The following is a 19,076-nucleotide window of genomic DNA, read 5'->3' on the forward strand; positions in this document are numbered from 1 at the left end:
GGTCGTTGTGCTGACAAGACCCAGGCTCGTCCTACGGGGTGCTGCTCGTCGTCGTCCGGATGCGGTGACCTGCGCGTACTGCGCACGCAGTACGCGCAGCGATCAGCGGGTCAGCCCTTCGCCAGGCCGGACTGGTAGGCGAAGACCACCAGCTGGGCGCGGTCGCGCGCCCCGAGCTTCATCATCGAGCGGTTGACGTGCGTCTTGGCCGTCAACGGCGACAGGTACAGCTGCGCGGCGATCTCGTCGTTGCTCAGGCCCCGCGCGACGAGCTCGACGATCTCCCGCTCGCGCGGCGTCAGGTGCGCGAAGGCCTCGCCGTCCACGACCGGGGCGGCATGCTGGTCGAGCACCTGCGCGATGAGGCTGCGCGTGGCCTTGGGTGACAGGAGCGAGTCGCCGCCGGCGACCGTCCGGATGCCGTCGAGCAGCGCCGCGGGCCGCACGCCCTTGCCGAGGAACCCGCTCGCCCCGGCGCGCAGCGCGGCCACCACGTACTCGTCCATCTCGAAGGTGGTCAGGACGATGACCTTGACGTCCGCGAGGTCCGGGTCGGCGGCGATGACCTCGGTGGCGGCGATGCCGTCCATGCCCGGCATGCGGATGTCGATGAGCACGACGTCGGGGCGCTCCCGGCGCGCGATCTCGATCGCGGCCGCGCCGTCGTCGGCCTCGCCGACGACCTCCATGTCCGGCGCGGCGCCCACGAGGGCGGCGAACCCCGCTCGGATGAGCTCCTGGTCGTCGACGACGAGGACGCGGATCGTCACGGGGCTCCGATCACGGCGGGGGTGGCAGGTGGAGGAAGGGTCGGCAGCACCACGCTGACACGGTAGACGGTGCCGTCCGAGGCTGCCAGGACCGCTCCCCCGACCGAGGCGACGCGCTCACGCATCCCCACCAGCCCGTGCCCGCCGTCGGGCCGGCCCACCTGCGGCGTGGCAGCCAGCGGGTTGGTGATCTCGATGGTCAGGCTCGGAGAGGTCCAGGCGAGCAGGAGCTGCGCGCGCCCGGAGCCGTGCTTGTGCGCGTTCGTCAGCGCCTCCTGGATGACGCGGAACGCGGTGAGGTCGACGACGGGTGCCAGGGGCTGCTCCTCCCCGGACACGTGGACGTCCAGCGCGAGACCCGTCGAGCGCACGTCGTCGAGCAGCCGGTCGAGGACCGACATCCCCTGGGCGGGCGCGGCGCGCAGGTCGTCGTCGGTCTCCCGGAGCACCTCCACGAGCGCGCCGAGCTCGCTCAGCACGGACTCGGCCGCGTCCTGGACGTGCACGAGTGCCGTCCTGGCCGCGTCGGTGTCCGTAGCCAGCAGCATCTCGGCGACCCCGGCCTGCACGCCGATCACGGCGACGTGGTGGCCGAGCACGTCGTGCAGCTCGCGCGCGATCCGAAGCCGCTCCTCGGCGACGCGCCGCGCCGCCTCGAGCTCGCGGGTCTGCTCGGCGCGCTCGGCGCGGTCGCTGGCCTCGCGGATCGCCGACCGACGGGACTCGACGGCGAAGCCTGCCGCCACCGCGATGGCCAGGAGCGCCGAGACGCCCAGCACGTCCCCGTCGGCCCAGTCTCCCGTCTGCACCGCGACCACGACCGCGACCGCGACGATCTCGACGAGCGCGGCCATCGTCCCGGCGAACCGTCGGCCCCAGGCGATCGCGGAGTACACGCCGATCAGGGAAGCGGCGAGCCCGCCCGAGGCCGCGCCGCCGAGGACCGTCGCGAGGCACAGCGCCGAGCCGGTGACCCCGAGCGCGAGCAGCGGGAGCGTGCGGCGCCACACCAGTGCGGCGATGCCGACGACGATGACCACGAGGACCCCGGCGGGCCGGTCGTCGTTCCGGCCGTCGACGAGGACGAGCGCGAGCAGCACCGCGGCGAGCACCCCGTCGCGCAGCATCGTCGGGCGCGCTCGCCACGCATCCAGGGCACGTCGGACCATGCGCGCACGATACCGAGCACGCGACGATCCCCCGGGGCTGCGCGCCGGGGGATCCTCGCGGTGCGAGCAGGTCACCGGTTGAAGTACTTGTGACCGGCGACCGGGTGGCCCAGCAGCTGCGGGACCGTCACGAGCGTGTAGCCGCGCGCCTTGAGCGCCTTGATGATCCCGGGCACCGCCTGGACGGTCGTCGGGTGGATGTCGTGCATGAGGATGATCGCGCCCGGCCGGGCGCCCGCGAGCGCGCGCTGGGTCGTGATGCTGACGCTGCGGTTCTTCCAGTCCTCGGTGTCGACGTTCCACAGCACGGCCGACAGGTGGTGCTGGCCCAGCACGCCGAGGACCCGCGGGTTGACGGCGCCGTACGGCGGGCGCATGAGCGTCGGCGTGATGCCGGCCGCGTGGTGGATCGCGGTCTGCGTGCGCGCCACCTCACGGGCGACCGCGCTCGAGGACAGCAGCGTGAGCTGCGGGTGCGACCAGCTGTGGTTGCCGACCGCGTGGCCGCCGGCGACCTCGGCCCGCACCAGGCTCGGGTAGTGGCCGACGTTGCCGCCGATGAGGAAGAACGTCGCCTCGACCTTGGCCGCCGCCAGCTCGCCGAGCAGCTTGTGCGTGTACGGCCCGGGGCCGTCGTCGAACGTCAGGGCGATGCACTTCTTGACGTTGCAGTTGACCTTGGCTGCCGGGACCGCGGGCGCGGCGGGGACACGGTGCGCGACGAGGGTCACGGGAGCTGTGCCCGCGGGCGGCGTGCTCACCGGGTGGTGCGAGCCGGTCGTGCTGGTCGACGAGACCTCGACCTGCGCGGCTGCAGCGGGCGACCGATGCGCCCAGCTCACGGCTCCGACGCCGATCATCGCTGCGGCCGCGACGGTCGCGGTGATACCGAACGCGACACGGCGGCCCCTTCCGCTCCCCGCCATCGGCGCCGGACCAGACTGGGGTGCGTAGCTCACCTGGATCGGCCTGCTGTGCGCCGACCGGGGCTCCGGACCCTGCGTGCCGTTCATCGTCGTGCTCCTCCGCTGTGCTCTGCCTCGGACCGGTCGGCCCGTCGAGCACCACTCTTCGCCGCGGGGGCGCGCGGGTCGTCCTCCCTGCGCAGACACCTGTGCGTACTGCGGCGGCAGTACGGCGCGGCCGGCTCAGCGGGCAGGGCGGAGGCTGAACACGTTCCCGTCGGGGTCCGTGAGCTCGACGACGCGGTCGTCGAGCGCCGCTCGCGCCGCACCGAGGCCGACGAGCCGCGCGACCTCGTCGGCCAGGCCGCCCGCGACCACCGCGAGCTCGAACCACTGCCGCCCACCGGGGTGCCGCTCCCCGGGCGGCTCCCCTCCCCACGAGATCTTCGTGCCGCCCTCCGGCGACTGCACCGCCGTCTCCTGGTCCTGGTCCCACACCAGCGGCCAGCCCAGCGCCGCGGACCAGAACAGGCCGTCCGCACGCGTGCCCTCGCAGGTGACCTCGCCGAGGAACCCGGTCCCGGCCAGGAACGACGTGCCCGGTTCGATCACGCACAGCTCGTTGCCCTCGGGATCTGCCAGCACGACGTGCCGCTCCCCCGGGAGCTGACCGACGTCGAGGTGCCTCGCGCCGAGACCCAGCGCGCGGCCGACGACGTCCTGCTGGTCAGCCTCGCTCGTGCTCGTCAGGTGCAGGTGGAGGGGGTTCTGGTCCACCTTCGCCGAGCTGCTCGGGACGAACCGCAGGCCGAGCTGGGTCTCGGTCCCCGGAACCAGCACGCCGCGTCCGTCGTCGACCTCCGGCCGGCCGAGCAGCGCGGCCCAGAAGGTGCCGACGCGGGCGGGGTCGGCGGCCTCGAAGGCGACGGCCATCAATCGGCTGGTCATCACGGCAACGTACGCGCGGTCGCCCCGCGCGGCACGCGGTCGCGCCGGCTCCGCGCGCGCCGCAGGCCGACCCGCTCCAGGAGCCGGGCCACGCGCGCCGTGGGCCGTTGGTCCGTCCTCGCGGGTCCGGACCGCCCGTAGCGTCGAGCACGTGATCACCCTTCGACGACGTCCGACGACATGCCGCACGAACGACTCGACGCCGAGCACGAAGTTCTGCCCGCGCTGCGGCGGTCCGAGCACGTGGGTCCGCCGTGAGGCCGGGCCGCAGAGCGACGGGGACTCCCTCGCACGTACTGCCTGCGGGCGCTGCGCACCGGCCCTGGCCGCGTGGCTCGACGAGGGGCGCGATCCCGACGCCTTCGTCGACGTCACGCTCGCTGCGCCGTGGCGCGCAGCGCTGGACCATTTCGACGGCCTGGCGGATGCGGCGGCCCGCGACGAGGTCAGATCGCTCGTGCCCACGGCCTGACCGTCGACGCACGTGCGCCCTGTTGTCGGCGCTGACCAGGCCCGATAGCGTCCTCCCATCGTCATCCGACCGAGGGGGCACCATGGCAGCGGACCAGGCTCACGACGAAGATCGCGGCGGTCTGCGCGGGTTCCTGGCCAGGGGCGGCATCTGGCGCTGGCTCCTCGTCCTGGTCGTGTACCTGGTGATCTACGAGCTCGCGAGCGTGGTCGCCGGGAAGGTCGGGGGCCACTACGTCGACGACGACCTGCTCAGCAGCGTCGGGTCCGTGTTCTTCCAGGTCACGTTCGCACTCATCGTGGGCGCGATCGTCCTGATCGCGTTCACGGCGTACATGGGGTGGGGCAGCGAGGTGTTCGGGCGGCAGCGCGTCTACCGGTCGTGGTGGATGTGGCTCGGCCCCGTCATCGTGCTGATCCCGATCGTCCTGCGGGTGCTGGGCATCGAGTGGGGGGCGCACACGACCGAGATCGTCGTCGCGATCATGGTGACCGGGCTCCTGATCGGCTTCGTCGAGGAGCTCGCCTACCGGGGCATCGGCGTCAAGATGGTCCGCGACGGCGGTCACCGCGAGTGGGTGGTCGCAGCGGTGACCTCGCTCTTCTTCGGACTCTCCCACCTGTCGAACCTGATCGGCGGGCAGTCGGGCCAGACCGTGGGCGGCACGGTCGTCTACACGATCGCGTTCGGCGTCCTCATGTACCTCACGCTGCGCACCACGGGCTTCCTGGTCGGCGCGATGCTCCTGCACGGGCTGACCGACCCCACGACCATCCTCGCGACGGGCGCCATCGACGAGGTCAAGACGGGTGCGGCCGCGAACTCGATGCTGACCGGCGCGGCCGGCTTCACCGTCCTCGTGATCCTCGCCGGGTACGTGCTGCTCATCTTCATCCGCGGCCGCGTCACGGATCGTCGCGCTGCTCAGGTGGCGTAGCGCGCGTCACGATGCGGACCGACCGGTGAGCCAGCTCGAGGACGTCGTCGACGACCTCTACTCCGGCCCGCTGTCGGAGTTCGTCGCCCGTCGCACCGCCGCGGTGAAGGCCGCCCGGTCCGCCAAGGACCGCGGGCTCGCCACCGCCATCGGTGAGCTGCGCAAGCCGACGGTCTCGGCGTGGCTCGCCAACCTCCTGGTGCGTGACCAGCCCGACGTGGCAGAGCAGATCGTGGCGCTGGGCGCGGGGCTGCGCGAGGCCGAGCGGTCGCTGGACGGACCGGCTCTGCGACAGCTCTCGTCCCAGCGGCGCCAGCTCGTCCGGTCCATGGTCGCGCGGGCGCGGACCCTCGCGCAGGCGGAGGGTGCCGCCGTGGGCGAGAGCGCGGTGCACGAGCTGGAGACGACGCTCGCCGCTGCCCTTGCCGACCCCGAGACCGCCCGCGAGGTCGTCTCCGGCCGACTCACCGGTCCCCGCGAGCACGTCGGGTTCGGTGGGACCGACGCTTCCGAGCAGTCGGCCTCCACGCCGTCGTCGCGACGAGCGGACACGCCGGCACCGACCCCGACGGCCCGGGCCGGCGGCAGGTTGCGGCTCGTCGGCGACGCCGAGCGAGCACCGAAGGCGACCGGACGGACGCCCGGCCTGGCGTCCGGCCCGAGCCCGGAGGAGCACCGCCGGGCCCGACGCGAGGAGCGGGAGCGGCGCGTGCGTGACGAGGCCCGCGCTGCGTGGGAGCAGGCCGACCGGGCGGTGCAGGAGGCGCTGCAGCGCACGGAGGCTGCTGCGGGGGTGCGCGACGAGAGCGCCGCGCAGACCGCGCGGGCCGAGGAGGCCGCCGAGCGGGCGCACGCGTCGGAGGAGGACCTCGTCGAGGAGCTCGCCGAGGTGCGGCGCCGGTTGACGGCGGCGGGCAAGGCAGCGACCGCTGCCGACAAGGCGCTCGCGACGAGCCAGCAGACGCTGCGCGCCGACGAGAAGGACGTCGCGGCCGCGGACCGCGCGCTCCGACGCGCGCAGGATCAGCTGCTGGCCGCCGCCGAGTCGCTCGACCAGCACGCCTGACGACCGGGTGCCGCCCAGCCGTCGGGGGCGCGGCGTGCAGCCCGCGCAGGGAGCGCACGCCGAACGGCGCGATGTGCGGCTGCTCGATACGCTCGCGGAGCGACATGGTCGAGCAGCGGCGCAGTCGCGTCACGCAAGACGAAGGGACGACGATGGGCATCAACGACGACGACATCAGCACCGAGGCGCCCGCGGCGGGTGAGGGCACGGCCGACGGCGGCGCCAACCCGAGCGGGCACGACGGCGGCGCGGACGGCTCGGCGGGCGAAGGCACGGCCGACGGCGGCGCCAACCCCAGCGGCCACGACGGCGGCGCGGACGGCTCGGCGGGCGAAGGCACGGCCGACGGCGGCGCCAACCCCAGCGGCCACGACGGCGGCGCCGACGGCTCGGCGTGATGGCTGGTTCGAGCACCGGCCGGGGGTCCGCCCTCGGCCGGTGCCTCGGCACGTCGCCGGAGACCTTCGCACGTGACCACTGGGGCACGGCGCCGTTGCTCTCCCGGGCCGGCACCCTGGGCGACGGCGGGTTCACGGACCTGTTCTCCGTGGAGGCCGTCGACGAGCTCGTCGCCCGCCGGGGTGTCCGCACGCCGTTCGTGCGCATGGCCAAGGAGGGCTCCGTCCTGCCGGCAGGTCGGTTCACGGGCCCGGCTGGTTACGGCGCCGAGGTCGGCGACCAGCTCTCGAGCGAGAAGGTCCTGGCCGAGTTCGGCGCCGGCGCCACGATCGTGCTCCAGGGCCTGCACCGCCTGTGGCCTCCCCTGATCGACTTCACCAGGCGGCTCGTCGCCGAGATCGGGCACCCCGCCCAGGTCAACGCGTACGTGACGCCGCCGTCGTCGCGCGGCTTCGACGCGCACTACGACACGCACGACGTGTTCGTCCTGCAGGTCGCCGGCGAGAAGCACTGGAGGATCCACTCCCCCGTGCACGTCGACCCCCTCGCGGACCAGCCGTGGTCGGCGCATGCGGACGACGTCGCCCGCGCGGCACAGGGCGAGCCCGTGATCGACGCGGTCCTGACCGCGGGCGACGCGCTCTACCTGCCGCGAGGCTGGATCCACTCCGCCGAGGCCCTGGGCGACACCTCGGTGCACCTCACCGTCGGGATGTCGGCGTACACACGTGCCGACGTCGTCGACGCCCTGCTCGGTCTCGTCGGCGACACCCCTGCCCTGCGCTCCTCCCTCCCGCTCGGCGTCGACGTCTCGGACCCGGAGGAGCTGCGCCCGATCGTCGATTCCGTGCTGGCGGACCTTGCCAACGCCCTCGCGCAGCGATCCGACCGGGCGGCCGAGCTGGTCGCCAAGGGGCTCGGCTCGCGGTTCGAGCAGCAGACCCGGCCCGAACCGGTCGGCCCCGTGCAGACCCTCGCGGCGGCGGCCCTCCTCACGACGACCCACCGCGTGCGGCTGCGGGAGGCGCTCGGCGCATCGGTCGAGGACGCTGACGACACGGTGCGCCTGAGGGCCCGCGGGCGAGCACTGGTGTTCCCTGCCGAGGCGGGGCCGGCACTGCGCCACCTGCTCACCGGCGAGCCGGTGGCCGTCGGCGACCTGCCCGGGCTCGACGCCGCGAGCGCCGTGGTCGTGGCTCGACGCCTCCTGCGCGAGGGGTACGTGGTGACGGCGGGGTGAGTGCCGAAGCGCCGCTCTGGGCACCCTGCAGCGACCGGTCGCGGGAGCGCGCCGACCCGCTGGCCGGGACCGGGTCGCACGGCGACACCTGGTTCCTGGTGGAGAGCTCGGGCGGGTGGGGGCGGCACGCCTTCCTCGACCCGCCGGCCGACGTCGAGCTCGGGCGCGCGCTCGTGCGCCGCATCGAGGGCGCGGGCACCCGCCCCCTCGCGATCCGCCGCGTCGGGCGTCGCCCGCGGCAGACCTCGACCCGCTGGGCCTTCGTCGACTCCCGGGCCGGGCAGGAGGCGATCGTGTGGGGCGAGGTCGACGACCCCCGGGACCTGCTCGACGTGCCGCTCGACGGCTCCGCAGGGACGCCCTCGGAGCGACCGGTCTTCGCCGTCTGCACCCATGCGCGCCACGACCAGTGCTGCGCGGTGCGCGGCCGCCCCGTGGCCGCCCGCCTCGCGGAGCACTACCCCGACGAGACGTGGGAGTGCTCGCACCTCGGCGGCGACCGGTTCGCCGGCACCATGGTCGTGCTGCCGCACGGGCTGTACTACGGCCGGGTCGACGACGCCGACGCGCTGGATGTCGCGACCGCCCACGGACGCGGCGAGGTGCTCCCGCACCTCCTGAGAGGGCGCAGCTCGTTCTCCCACGCGGTCCAGGCCGCTCAGCACGCTGCCCGGTCCCGGTTCGGCGACAACCGCATCACCTCCTACGCCCCGCTGCGTGAGGAGCGAAGCGGCCGGACCTGGTTCGTGGAGCTCGCCACTCCCGACGGGTCGCTCGACGTCACGCTCGAGGAGGCGGGGTCGCCGCCCCTGCTGTCCACCTGTGCGGCGACTCGCGCCATCGCCGTCCCCCAGCTCGTCGTGGTGCAGGTCGGCCCGCACCGACCCGGGGATGGCGTTCGGCGTGCCGCACCCGAGGGCTGACCCAGCGGCAGCTGACCTCCGCGGCGCGGACGTCCGGGCCTCACGTCCCGGACCGGGCATCTCGTTCACCAGGCAGAGTGCCTTGACGAACTGCCCGCTTTGGGGCCATCTGGGACCAGGGCACGACTCTGCGACGGCGCAGGACCGACGACCGGGGGCGCGATGCGGGTTGCGGGCACGTGGAGGGAGCGGCGCCGCGCGACGGCGTGCGCGGCTGCGGTCGCGCTCGTCGCCGCCGCACTTCTGACGCCTGCAGCGGTCGCTCCGGCCATGGCGGCCTCGCCGCCGGACACGGTCGACACCGGCGACCCGCCACCGCCCGCGGACCCGACGACTCCCGGCGGCCTGGAGCAGGCGACTCCGGTCCCGGACGACAGCGTCGTCGAGATGCCGCCCCCGGCCTCCCCGGGCATCGTTGCGAATGCGAACACCGTCAAGATGGCCTGGGTCGGAGCGCCGAGCGATCGGCCGGCCGACGCGGCTCTCCTCACCCTTCAAGCCGCTCTGAACGCAGCGCCTGCCGGGGCCACGGTCTCCTTCGACCCGAACGACTACGCGTTCACGGGTGCCCTCACGGTGCCGCGGGCGGTGACGCTCGACAGCAGCGCCGCGTCGATGCTCTACACCCGGGTCACGGTCAGCGGCGGCGGCCTGGCGCTGGACGACGACGTCACCATCGCCGCCGCCAACACCGGCGCCGTGATCACCGTCACGGCGGCGAACGCGGTCCTGACCGACGTGACCATCCGCAACCCGACCCCTGTGCTGCGACCTATCGGCGTCCAGCTCGGAGCAGGCGTCACGGGCGTCGTCATCGACGGGCTCGACGTGGACGGCGCGGGTCAGGCGTCGTCGTACGGCGTCAACCTCACGACTGGCGCTGCGACCGTGACCGATCCCACGATCGCGGGTGTCGCCTCTGGCGTCGTCGTCACCGCGGCCTCGGCGGCGGCCGGTATCACCGTGCGCGGCGGCTCGATCGCTGCGGTCACCGCCGGAATTGCTCTTGGCTCCGCCACCGGCCCCACGGTCGACGGCGTCGACGTCAGCGGGCCTGCGGGCGCGGGAACGGGGATCGACCTGGCGAGCTCGACGGGCGCCGTCGTCGAGGCCGTCACCGTGCATGGTTTCGCCCGCGGCATCGGCACATCGCCGACGAATGCCGGCGCCGGCGCGACGATCACGGACGCGGTCGTCGACGGCAGCGGCCGCGAGGGCATCGCCCTCGGTTCGACGAGCGGCGCCGAGGTCACCGATGCCACGATCACGCTGACGGGAGCGGTGCAGACCACTGGCATCCTCACGCTGCTGGCCACGGGCGTGGTGATCGAGAGCCCCACGATCTCGGGCGCGATGTACGGCATCACGACCAGCGCCGCGAACACCGGCGCTGGACCGACGATCACCTCACCGACGATCACCGCCTTCGGTGGCATCACGCTCGGCTCGACGAAGGACGCGCTCGTCACCGACGCCGTGCTCGACAGCGGGACGTGGAGCGGGGGCACGGGGATCAACATCGTCAACGCCGGGCGCGTGACGATCTCGGACGTGACCGCCTCGGGCTTCCTCTACGGGATCGCCTCGCAGTCGACGATCGATCCGGCATCGAACCGCGTCGACATCTCGATCTCCGACGTCCACGTCGACGGAGCACCGAGCGCGTCGCACGGCGTCTCTCTGTACGACGTGGAGAACGCGACCGTCTCGCGCCTCACTGCGGACCTGACCGGGACCGGCCTCGTCGTCCACGAGTCGCAGGACGTGCAGGCGCAGGACCTCGTCATCACGGGCCACGAGGGGCCGACCTCCGTCACGGGAGCATCGATCCTGCGCGCCTACGGCTCCCTTGACGTCGACGTGAACCGTGCCTCGATCGACGGCGGCTCGTACGGCTTCTTCTACTCGGGCACCGACGGGTCCACGGTGACCAACGCGACGGTCGAGAACCTCGTGGAGTACGGGCTGTACGGGCGCAGCGTCGCGAACCTCGACGTGAGCGCGACCACGTTCACGGGCAACTCGGCCGTCGGGCTGTTCATCGTGACGAAGCCCGAGGACGGCATCAGTCACGACATCGCGGTGCACGACGACGTCATGACGGACAACGACCACGGGATCAGCGTGCTGCAGGGCACCACCGGAACGCGCATCACCGGGAACACCGTCAGCGGCCAGCCCGACTTCGTCGTCGCCGGCCCTGCACACGACCTGCTGGTCGCCGACAACGCGGTCGACCAGGTCGGCACCGCCGACGACGCTGCCATCACCGTCGCGCCGCTGTGGGAGGACGGCGCCCTGGCCGGCTCGTACTCCTCGTCGAACGTGCATGTGGCCCGGAACGTGTTCTCCGGCACGGGTACCTGGCTCCAGGTCGGCACCGCCGACCCTGACGCCGAGGCGGCGACGCGCCGGACCCTGCGCGACGACGTCCTCGTCACCGGCAACACCTTCCCTGCGGGCTCGACCGCAGTGCGCACGTTCGGCAACGCCGTCGTCGGAACGGACACGGCCACGAACGTCGCGCGCGCGCTGCCCGTCGACGGTCCGATCGCCGTCGACGCCCGGGACCACGACGACCCCAACGACTGGGGGTCACGGTGCCGAGCGACCGGCTTCCTCGACGGCGCCTCGTACTACGACGGCGGCGGCGCAGGGGTGTACGAGCTCACCGATGCCCCCGTGCTCTACCCGATGAGCTGCATCGACCTGTCCCTCGTCGAGACCCTCGATTCCAGCACCGGCGCGCCGTTCCGCGCTGGCGACCTCGTGACCTGGGTCCTCACGCCGCACAACGACGGACCCCGTGTCGCGCCGGCCGGCTGGACGATCACCCAGCTCCTGCCCGCCGGGGTGGAGCTCGTCTCAATGACGGGTGACGGCTACACGGTCAGCGGAGCCACGGCTACGGCCACAGCAGACCTCGCCGTCGACGCCGACGGCGGCGCGCTGACCCTCACGGTGCGTCTCGTCACTCCCCCGCCCGGCCGGTCGACGATGCGCGACGTCGCCTACGTCGCGCCCGCACCCGACACCGATCTCGACGGCGACGGCGTGGTCGACGCGATCATCGAGCGGCGGAGCCCGCTCACCGTCCCCACGATCAGGACCGACACCACGGAGTCCGCGACCGACAACGACGCCCAAGGCCTCTGGGAGGCGGTCGGTGCGCCGGCGCCGACCCCGACGCCGTCCCCCACCCCTGACGACCCGACACCGGCGCCCAGCGACTCGACGGCACCGACGGCCGCGCCCGGCGAGGGCACCGGCGAGCCACCCGCGCCGATCGCTCTGACCGGTGCGGACGTCATCGGGCCCGGCCTGGTTGCCGCGGTCCTGGTCGCGGCCGGAGCCGCACTGGCGTTCCTGCGCCGCCGACGTATGCCGTGAGCCACCGCGCGATGCGGGGTCGGCACATCAGGTCCGGGCCGGCGCCGCGGCTTTCCGAACGCAAGCAAAGAGGCCGTCTCTCCTCAGGAGAACGGCCTCTGGCCTGCTACTTCGGTGGAGCTGAGGGGATTCGAACCCCTGACCCCCTGAATCACGCACCCCTTGTTGCCCGTGTCGAGCAACCTGGACCCGCCTCGTGCGTGCTTCACAAGTCTCGAGTAAACGCCGAGATCAGCGCCGTTCTCGCTACCGATCGTATCGCTCAACCTGGATGGTTCTCGAGCCGCCGAGACCTGCCTCGCGACGCATTAATGGCCACTTTCTGGCCATCGCAGCTCGCTCCGAACGGGCTCGCGGACGCGGGCCCGCCTAGCGATCTCGAAGGATGTCGGTCACGTTGCCTCGCGTAGCAGCGATCGTGAGCCCAACCCCAATCAGCAGGGCAGTCAGCGTGGCGGCGACAGCTTGAGCGACAGCCGTGACGACAAGCGCTGGCAGTGCACCGCTGCCGGTCACCATCGCGTGCGCGAGTACGCCGAGCAGTGTGCCGGCTGCGGGCGCGGGGGCCAAGGCCAACGTGTTCTCGATGACCACCAACATGACGACTGCTGAGCGTGGAGTGCCGAACGTGCGGTAGACGGCCAGGTCGGTGCGTCGTGCCCACAGAGCGAGTGCTGCGGCGGCGGCGACGGCAGCAGCGGCGAGCAGCCAGGGTTGTTGGTCCACGGTGCGTTTCCAGACCTGCGCGGGTGGAACGTCACCTGCTTGCTGCCGCACGAACGGGGCGACGGCCGCGACGCCGTCGGGGTACGCGGTGGCGAGGATGTCGTGGCCGTAGGCGACTGCGGCGGGGTTCATGCGAATCCAACACGCATCGAGCGGCGCATCCGGGGCGATCGGAACCACGACGCTGGACGTCAGCGCCCCGATTGGCGCCTGCGAGATGACGGCGGTGACCTGCTGCGCTCGCGCGCCCTCCTGGTCGATCAACCACGAACCGTCGCCGACTTCGTTCAGCGCCGCCAAGTCGGCACCGACGGTCGTCGCCGCCCACGGTGCGCGCGGTGCGAATACCTGGGCGGCGCCTGGGGTCAACCCGGTCAGAGGCAAGGGCTGGCCGCCAGGAAATGCGCTCAGCTCGGGTAGTCCGGTCGAGGACTGGCCGCCGGCGGCGGCCACACCGTCGAGCACGGCCAGGCGGGTGCACGTCGTGCCGTCGAGCGGAGTTGCGAGGTCAGTCGCGGTCGCGGTCCACACGAGTGAGCCAGCGGCGCGCCGGGCGGATTCCTGGTTGATGGCGTGGCTACCTTGCACGAGCAGGAGCGCGATGAGCGCTCCTGCGACGATGCTCCCGACCAGTCCCAGGACGAGGTGCACCGGCCCGAGGTTGCGTCGGGCTTCGGTGCACAGTTCACGAAGGCGCCACATCGCCGCTCACCTCAGGCTCGAGCCGCAAGATCGCGTCGGCCATCTCCGCGACGTGCTCGTCGTGTGTTGCGAGCAGCACGGTCGTTTCAGTCGCGGCCTGAAGCAAGGCACGGGCCACGCCGCGGCCGGTGGCGATATCGAGATTGGCGGTCGGCTCGTCGGCGATGATCACGGCGGGGCGGGACATGAGCGCACGCGCTACCCCCACTCGTTGCGCCTGGCCACCGGACAGGGTGCGCGCGACCTGATCGGGGCTCTCGATCCCGACCCGCAGGAGCACCTCGACGGCGTCGTCGTGCAGATCGTCGCGCGACCCCCCGGCAGCGAGGGCTGGCAGTAACACGTTGTCCAGGGCCGTGCGCCGCGGAAGCAGGTTGACCGATTGCAGCACCCAGGCGATCTCGCCGCGCAGCATCGTCGGCGCGTCACGGACGGTGCGCGTCTGGCCGTCGATCGTGACCTCACCTGATGTCGGTGCCAGGAGCAGTCCAGCGATGGCGAGCGCAGTGGACTTTCCGGTGCCCGATGGTCCCATCAGTGCGAGCGATGTCCCGGTCGGGACGAAGAGGTTGAGGTTGGTCAGCACCGCCCGGGCAGTGCCGGGATACGTCAGGCTGACGTCCGTCAGCGCGAGGGACACGTCACGTCGCCCACGATCATCAACGGATTGAGTAGTACTTGGTCTCCCTCATCGAGGGTTGTGCCGATGCGAGCCGTTCCGTCGGCGCCTGCTCCCACGACCTCGACCAGACGCGGTTTGCGGTCGGCAGCGAGCACGACGCAGGTCGCGCCCGCTGCGTCAGTCACGATCGCAGCGCCCGGCACCGCTTGACCCTCGACTGGGTTGGCGAGCCGTACCCGCCCGCCGAGGTTCGCGGTCGTGCCCGTGACATCACCGGTGAGGACGAGAGCGGCAGCCTCATCGGAGTCGTCAAAGGTCCAGCCCGTGGCATCGCGTTCGACGGCTACCGTCTGCCCGTGGCTGACGAACTCGTACGCGCCGGCTGGTCCACGTGACTCCGTCGTCAGACTGAAGCCGGTGGCCGTCGCGGCGCCGGTCAGGATGGCTTCTCCAGTGCTCGGGGCGGAAGCCCCCAGCTGAGCGTTCACGTTCTCGACGAGGAACGGGTCCTTCGGGAGCCTGGTGAACCACGCGGGATTCAGCACGCCCGACGGTGAGTGTCCGATGCGCTTTTCGTATGCACGGACAGCGTCGCGCGTCTCAGCGTCAAACGTGCCGTCGTCGTCGAGCGACTGGCCGAGCAAACTCGCGAGGAGCCGTTGCGCGGTCTTCACATCGGGACCAGTGGCGCCGAGCTCGAGCGGTCGGTAGAGCACTGCACCGTCGCTGTACCCGACCACCGGAACTCCATCGACCGAGTAGATCGGCTCCCCAGTATGAACGGGCTCGCCGGCCCGTGCTGCGATCTTCGTGACTGTCCCCGACAGCGCGGACGCCAGCACGGCCGGCCCGGGAGCGACCTCTGCCGAGATTGTCGCGTCGGCCGCATAGTCGAGGCTCCCCGAACTCACCGGAGCCGAGACGGGTACAGGCGGCGGGTCGAGCGTCGCCAACGCATCTCCTGCTCCGCGGGTCAGCAGCCACACTGCCAGCACTGCACCGACGACCAGGACTACGAGCAGGGCCCCATAGCCCGCACGGATGTGCCGCATCAGCCTGCTGAACCGAAGAGCTGCGCCTTGTACTGCGTCCAGCATGCACCAGCCGCATCACCGTCGCCGCCGTCATTCACTGCGCGCGCGATTTTGTCCTGCACCTGGCTCACCGTGTCCGCCGAGCTCAAGGCGTGCACCCCAGCCGTATCGAGGCACGCTGCGAAATCAGCAAAGGTCGCCTCACGTTCGGCTCCCGTCGCCGCGTTCTGGTCTTGAATCGCCAGTTCGGCCTCCATGAGCCCGTACTGCTGCTCGCAAGCTGCCTGATCGTCTGGCCCGCTGACGGTCTTGCCACTCGCATCGACTTGCGTGCCAGCCCCGCCGCTGAACGTAAACCCGAACGTGACGCCATCGGGCCGCTTCTTAACCTCGTTGACGTCATACCCCTTGTCCACCATGCACTGCCTGACCGCGCGAACGATTCCCACGTACTGCGCCTCAGTAATCGGTCCCGACCCGTATGACAACGATGGCGTAGGGTCTCGATCCGTCGGTCCGCAGGCCCCCAACAGGAGCGTCACGATGAGCGCCAGGATCGCCGCTCCGGCCGCAGGAAGGTGACCGGCGTTCGACTTCGCGCTCAGCACGAGATCGACGCGTATGCGCCGTAACCCTCTTCTGCGCCGGTAAAGGTGTCGTTGCCCCAGCCGTACGTGCGGTAGTTGCCTGCGGTGCAGGACGTCGTCGAGGACGAAGACGTGAGTGTCGTCGTTCCGCCGCTGCTGGCCGCAGGGGCGGACGCGACGACGGTGCTGACCCGACGAAGCTGCGCCTTTGCGTAGGCCGCATAGGCGGAGTTCCCGCACGTTGTGATCGATGAGTAGTAGGTGTGACCGCCGGAGCGGTATGGCGTACCCGGGTACAGCCCACACTTGGAATTCATGGCTGCGTCTGCGGGTACCGCAGCCGCGAAGGCATCGGTGACAGACAAAGCGACGGCGGCCAGTACTGAGACAACACGAGAATTCGACCCGCGCGCCATGCTTCCCCCTCGAACGAAGTGAGTGCTGAGATCACTACAACCCAGTCCCCTTTCGGTTGCCTGGGCTACCTGCGACGCTAGACCGGACGCTGCGCGCCGGTCGTGGGATCACAATGTGATCTGCATCACATCGATGCCGCCTCCCTCGCGCAACGCGCCGCTCCATCGCAGGTCTGCACCGCCCGCCTCGCGTGGCGCAGTGGGGAGCCCATAGGACTGACCGCTCACCGACAAAAACGCGGCGAGCTCGGGCAGGGTCATCGACGGCTCTGTGGCCGACCTCACGGTGGTGTCCATGCCAGCAGGTGTGCGGCGGACGTCCAAGACGCGACGAGGCGGTCCGAGACTCAACCCTGCGGACTCGATGCCGGGATCAATTCTGGCTATTAAATGGCTAGTGGCCACGTCCAGCTCCTGTGTTCAGGATCCCGACGTGGCCTCTGACCTGCGAAAATGGTGGAGCTGAGGGGATTCGAACCCCTGACCCCCTGCATGCCATGCAGGTGCGCTACCAGCTGCGCCACAGCCCCGCGGTCCACCGGAGCGGACCACCACACCCTTGCGGGCGCTCGGAGAGTTTAAGACGATCCGCGCCCGGAAAGCCAATCGGGCACCGCCCGCCCTCGGGACCGGGCCGGAGCCCGGTCCCGGGGGTGGCGGTCAGGAGGAGGCCAGGCCTTCGCCACCGATCGTGCCGGGCACGGTGACCGTACCCACGGGGGTCAGCGCACCACCCGCGCCGATGCGGAACGTGTCGACGGTCCCCAGGGCGCCGGTCTGCACGTCGAGCCAGCGGCCGTCGCTGCTCACGGTCGCGTCGACCGTGCCCGGGTTGGTGGCGGTGCGGCCGGTCGCCGTGAGCGTGCCGGAGCGTGCGACGTCGAAGCCGCTCAGGGTGGCGCTGCCCGCGTTCGAGGCCCACAACTGGTCGCCGGACGCCACGATCCAGCAGGTCGCCGCCTGAGCGGTCGGCTGCACGTCGATGGCCGCCAGGGTGCCGTGCGCGCCCAGCGCGAAGGTCGCGACGTTGCCGCTCGCCTCCGCGACGACCACGTGGTCGCGGGCGTCGAGCTCGATCGCGAACGGCACCGCGCCTGGCAGCGACGTCACCGTCGGCGCGTGCGACGGCCGCCCGAACGGCCCGAAGGTGAACACGTCGATGCTGTTCGCCGCGGCCTTCGTCGTGACGAGCAGGGTCCGGCCGTCGGGCCCGAACGCGACCTGACCCGGCGTGTGCGTGAACTCGGGCGCGACGGTCGGGTCCAGCCCGAGATCGCGGTGCCAGGACGGCACGGCGACGAGGTGGGAGCCGATGCGCGCGAAGCCCTGGACCGATCCGCCGTCGCGCGCGTTGAGCACGTAGACGCGCGCGTCGTGCACGGCGACGCTCACCGGGAACTCGCCGCGGGTCGGCACCACGTCGCGCAGCCGCAGCCGGTCACCGTCGACGGCGAACACGCTCAGGCTGTCGCTTCCCGCGTTGACGACGTAGAGCAGGCCCGCACCGCGGTCGAGCACGGTCGAGCCCTGGGATGCCAGCCGGTCGACGACCGCGCCGTCGAGAGCGCCGCCCGATCCGTGGGTGGGGTAGGAGCCGGCCGCGTGGAGCGAGCCGTCGTCGGCGCGGTCGTAGACGCGGACCGCGTTGCCGCCCGGGTCGTTGGTCGGGACGTAGACCACCGAGGGCGTCGGTGCGTGCCGCGCTGGTTCGTTCGCGAGCGCGGGGACGGCGGCCAGGACCGATGCGGAGGACAGGGCGACGATCGCGCCCCACCGGGTCATGCGCTTCATGAGATGCCTTTTCTCGTCGGAGAGGTTGGACATCTCATCTGCGTCACGCGGGAAGCGGTTCTTACCTCGTCGCCCCGATCAGCTCTCGTCGGCGGCGTCGGCCACGAGCGCGCGCAGGATCCCGGCGAGGTCCTCGGCGCAGGGACCGCACTGCGAGAGGTGGACCGCGATGCCGGGGTAGCGGGCACGGGCGGACCGCGGGTCCGCGTGGGTGAGCTCGGCGTACACCTCCAGCACGGCCATGGCCTCGTCGCACCCGACGTCGGCGGGGTCGGTGTGCAGGAAGTGCTCGACGCGCGTCCAGTCGCTCATGCCGGCCTCCCCTCCCCCTGGCCAAGCTGCCCGTGCTCGACGAGGGCCGCGCGCACCTTGCGCCGCGCGTCGAACAGGGCCTTGTAGACGGTGTTGCGGCTGACGCCCAGCCCTACGGCCACGGCCTCGAGCGGCACGCCGTCGATGAGCACGGCGACGAACACGCGGCGCTGGTAGTCGGTGAGGTCCTCGTCGACGGCCCGCGCGACCTCGGAGACGAGCTCGCGCTGCACGGCGTGCTCCTCCGGGCCCAGCCCCATCCGGTCCGGCAGCACCTCCCAGTCCACCTCGGTCCGCCCGGGCGCGTGGTGCTGCCACTGGTGGCGAGCCACCTTCGCGGACACCTCGAGCATGACGAACTTGTAGACCCACGTCGTGAACCGGGACTCGCCGCGGAACTGGTCCAGCTTGGCCAGCACAGCGAGCATCGCGTCGCCCGCGGACTGCACGGCGAGGTCGTCGAGCTCGCGGCCCGAGACCGCGATCTGGTGCGCGCGCCGGCCCATCTCGCGCCGAGCCACCCGGGTCATGAGCTCGTGCAGGCGAGCCAGGCACCCCTCGTGATCGACCGCCGAGTCCTCGAGGCAGCCGAGCCACCCCGCGGAGGCAGGGTCGAGCTTGGCGGGGTCGACCCCGGCGGTGGGCACGGTTCGGAGCGTACGCCCGC

The 19,076-nt window shown here is 72.0% G+C and carries 18 protein-coding genes and 1 tRNA gene; 6 read left to right on the forward strand and 13 right to left on the reverse strand.

Features of this window, described 5'->3' with window-relative positions; genetic code table 11:
* Positions 1-110: 110 nt before the first annotated feature.
* The 4 genes from EDF34_RS03710 to EDF34_RS03725 form a co-directional block, all read right to left on the reverse strand.
* Positions 111-770, reverse strand: coding sequence for a response regulator transcription factor (locus EDF34_RS03710; protein WP_123369983.1), 660 nt, complete (start codon positions 768-770; stop codon positions 111-113).
* Entirely contained in the window at positions 767-1,939 is a 1,173-nt protein-coding gene (locus EDF34_RS03715) for a sensor histidine kinase (RefSeq protein ID WP_148076569.1), read from the reverse strand. Before EDF34_RS03715 ends, EDF34_RS03710 begins: the two co-directional genes overlap by 4 nt.
* 71 nt (positions 1,940-2,010) lie before the next feature.
* Positions 2,011-2,781: a polysaccharide deacetylase family protein gene (locus tag EDF34_RS03720; RefSeq protein ID WP_199737615.1), complete on the reverse strand. Its 771-nt coding sequence runs from the start codon at positions 2,779-2,781 to the stop codon at positions 2,011-2,013.
* Positions 2,782-3,087: 306 nt separating this feature from the next.
* The gene (locus tag EDF34_RS03725; RefSeq protein ID WP_123369985.1) at positions 3,088-3,792 is read right to left on the reverse strand and encodes a VOC family protein; all 705 of its coding nucleotides are present in this window, start codon (positions 3,790-3,792) and stop codon (positions 3,088-3,090) included.
* Positions 3,793-4,346: 554 nt separating this feature from the next.
* Here EDF34_RS03725 and EDF34_RS03735 point away from each other — a divergent pair.
* From EDF34_RS03735 to EDF34_RS03760, 6 genes are all read left to right on the forward strand, one after another.
* Positions 4,347-5,201 carry a type II CAAX prenyl endopeptidase Rce1 family protein gene (locus tag EDF34_RS03735; RefSeq protein ID WP_123369987.1) on the forward strand — a complete coding sequence of 285 codons (855 nt, stop codon included), beginning with the start codon at positions 4,347-4,349 and terminating at the stop codon, positions 5,199-5,201.
* A gap of 25 nt (positions 5,202-5,226) precedes the next feature.
* Positions 5,227-6,267 carry a hypothetical protein gene (locus EDF34_RS03740; protein ID WP_123369988.1) on the forward strand — a complete coding sequence of 347 codons (1,041 nt, stop codon included), beginning with the start codon at positions 5,227-5,229 and terminating at the stop codon, positions 6,265-6,267.
* Positions 6,268-6,419: 152 nt separating this feature from the next.
* Positions 6,420-6,665 (forward strand): BatC protein, encoded by a 246-nt coding sequence (locus EDF34_RS03745; RefSeq protein WP_123370656.1) that lies wholly within the window; start codon positions 6,420-6,422, stop codon positions 6,663-6,665.
* Positions 6,665-7,906 carry a cupin domain-containing protein gene (locus tag EDF34_RS03750; RefSeq protein WP_123369989.1) on the forward strand — a complete coding sequence of 414 codons (1,242 nt, stop codon included), beginning with the start codon at positions 6,665-6,667 and terminating at the stop codon, positions 7,904-7,906. Before EDF34_RS03745 ends, EDF34_RS03750 begins: the two co-directional genes overlap by 1 nt.
* On the forward strand, positions 7,903-8,829 hold the full coding sequence (locus EDF34_RS03755; protein WP_123369990.1) for a sucrase ferredoxin: 927 nt from the start codon (positions 7,903-7,905) through the stop codon (positions 8,827-8,829). The genes EDF34_RS03750 and EDF34_RS03755 overlap by 4 nt, the downstream gene beginning before the upstream one ends.
* Before the next feature lie 270 nt (positions 8,830-9,099).
* A complete protein-coding gene (locus EDF34_RS03760; protein WP_158615035.1) occupies positions 9,100-12,219 on the forward strand; it encodes a right-handed parallel beta-helix repeat-containing protein in 3,120 nt (1,039 codons plus the stop codon).
* A gap of 369 nt (positions 12,220-12,588) precedes the next feature.
* Here the strand turns inward: EDF34_RS03760 and EDF34_RS03765 are convergent, their stop codons facing one another.
* The 9 genes from EDF34_RS03765 to EDF34_RS03805 form a co-directional block, all read right to left on the reverse strand.
* Positions 12,589-13,596 (reverse strand): hypothetical protein, encoded by a 1,008-nt coding sequence (locus EDF34_RS03765; protein ID WP_123369992.1) that lies wholly within the window; start codon positions 13,594-13,596, stop codon positions 12,589-12,591.
* A gap of 34 nt (positions 13,597-13,630) precedes the next feature.
* The gene (locus EDF34_RS03770) at positions 13,631-14,287 is read right to left on the reverse strand and encodes an ABC transporter ATP-binding protein (protein ID WP_123369993.1); all 657 of its coding nucleotides are present in this window, start codon (positions 14,285-14,287) and stop codon (positions 13,631-13,633) included.
* Positions 14,272-15,222: a peptidoglycan-binding protein gene (locus tag EDF34_RS03775; protein WP_158615036.1), complete on the reverse strand. Its 951-nt coding sequence runs from the start codon at positions 15,220-15,222 to the stop codon at positions 14,272-14,274. Before EDF34_RS03775 ends, EDF34_RS03770 begins: the two co-directional genes overlap by 16 nt.
* Positions 15,223-15,320: 98 nt before the next feature.
* On the reverse strand, positions 15,321-15,911 hold the full coding sequence (locus EDF34_RS03780) for a hypothetical protein (protein ID WP_123369995.1): 591 nt from the start codon (positions 15,909-15,911) through the stop codon (positions 15,321-15,323).
* Positions 15,912-16,414: 503 nt separating this feature from the next.
* Positions 16,415-16,567 carry a hypothetical protein gene (locus tag EDF34_RS03785; RefSeq protein ID WP_158615037.1) on the reverse strand — a complete coding sequence of 51 codons (153 nt, stop codon included), beginning with the start codon at positions 16,565-16,567 and terminating at the stop codon, positions 16,415-16,417.
* Positions 16,568-16,760: 193 nt separating this feature from the next.
* Positions 16,761-16,836, reverse strand: a tRNA-Ala gene (locus tag EDF34_RS03790).
* A 130-nt stretch (positions 16,837-16,966) separates the two neighbouring features.
* A complete protein-coding gene (locus tag EDF34_RS03795; protein ID WP_199737617.1) occupies positions 16,967-18,130 on the reverse strand; it encodes a hypothetical protein in 1,164 nt (387 codons plus the stop codon).
* A gap of 45 nt (positions 18,131-18,175) precedes the next feature.
* Positions 18,176-18,409: a hypothetical protein gene (locus EDF34_RS03800; protein ID WP_123369998.1), complete on the reverse strand. Its 234-nt coding sequence runs from the start codon at positions 18,407-18,409 to the stop codon at positions 18,176-18,178.
* Positions 18,406-19,056 (reverse strand): RNA polymerase sigma factor, encoded by a 651-nt coding sequence (locus EDF34_RS03805; RefSeq protein ID WP_199737619.1) that lies wholly within the window; start codon positions 19,054-19,056, stop codon positions 18,406-18,408. Before EDF34_RS03805 ends, EDF34_RS03800 begins: the two co-directional genes overlap by 4 nt.
* Positions 19,057-19,076: the final 20 nt, after the last annotated feature.

The organism is Cellulomonas sp. PhB150 (assembly GCF_003755175.1).
In the GTDB taxonomy this organism is placed as follows: Bacteria; Actinomycetota; Actinomycetes; order Actinomycetales; family Cellulomonadaceae; genus Cellulomonas.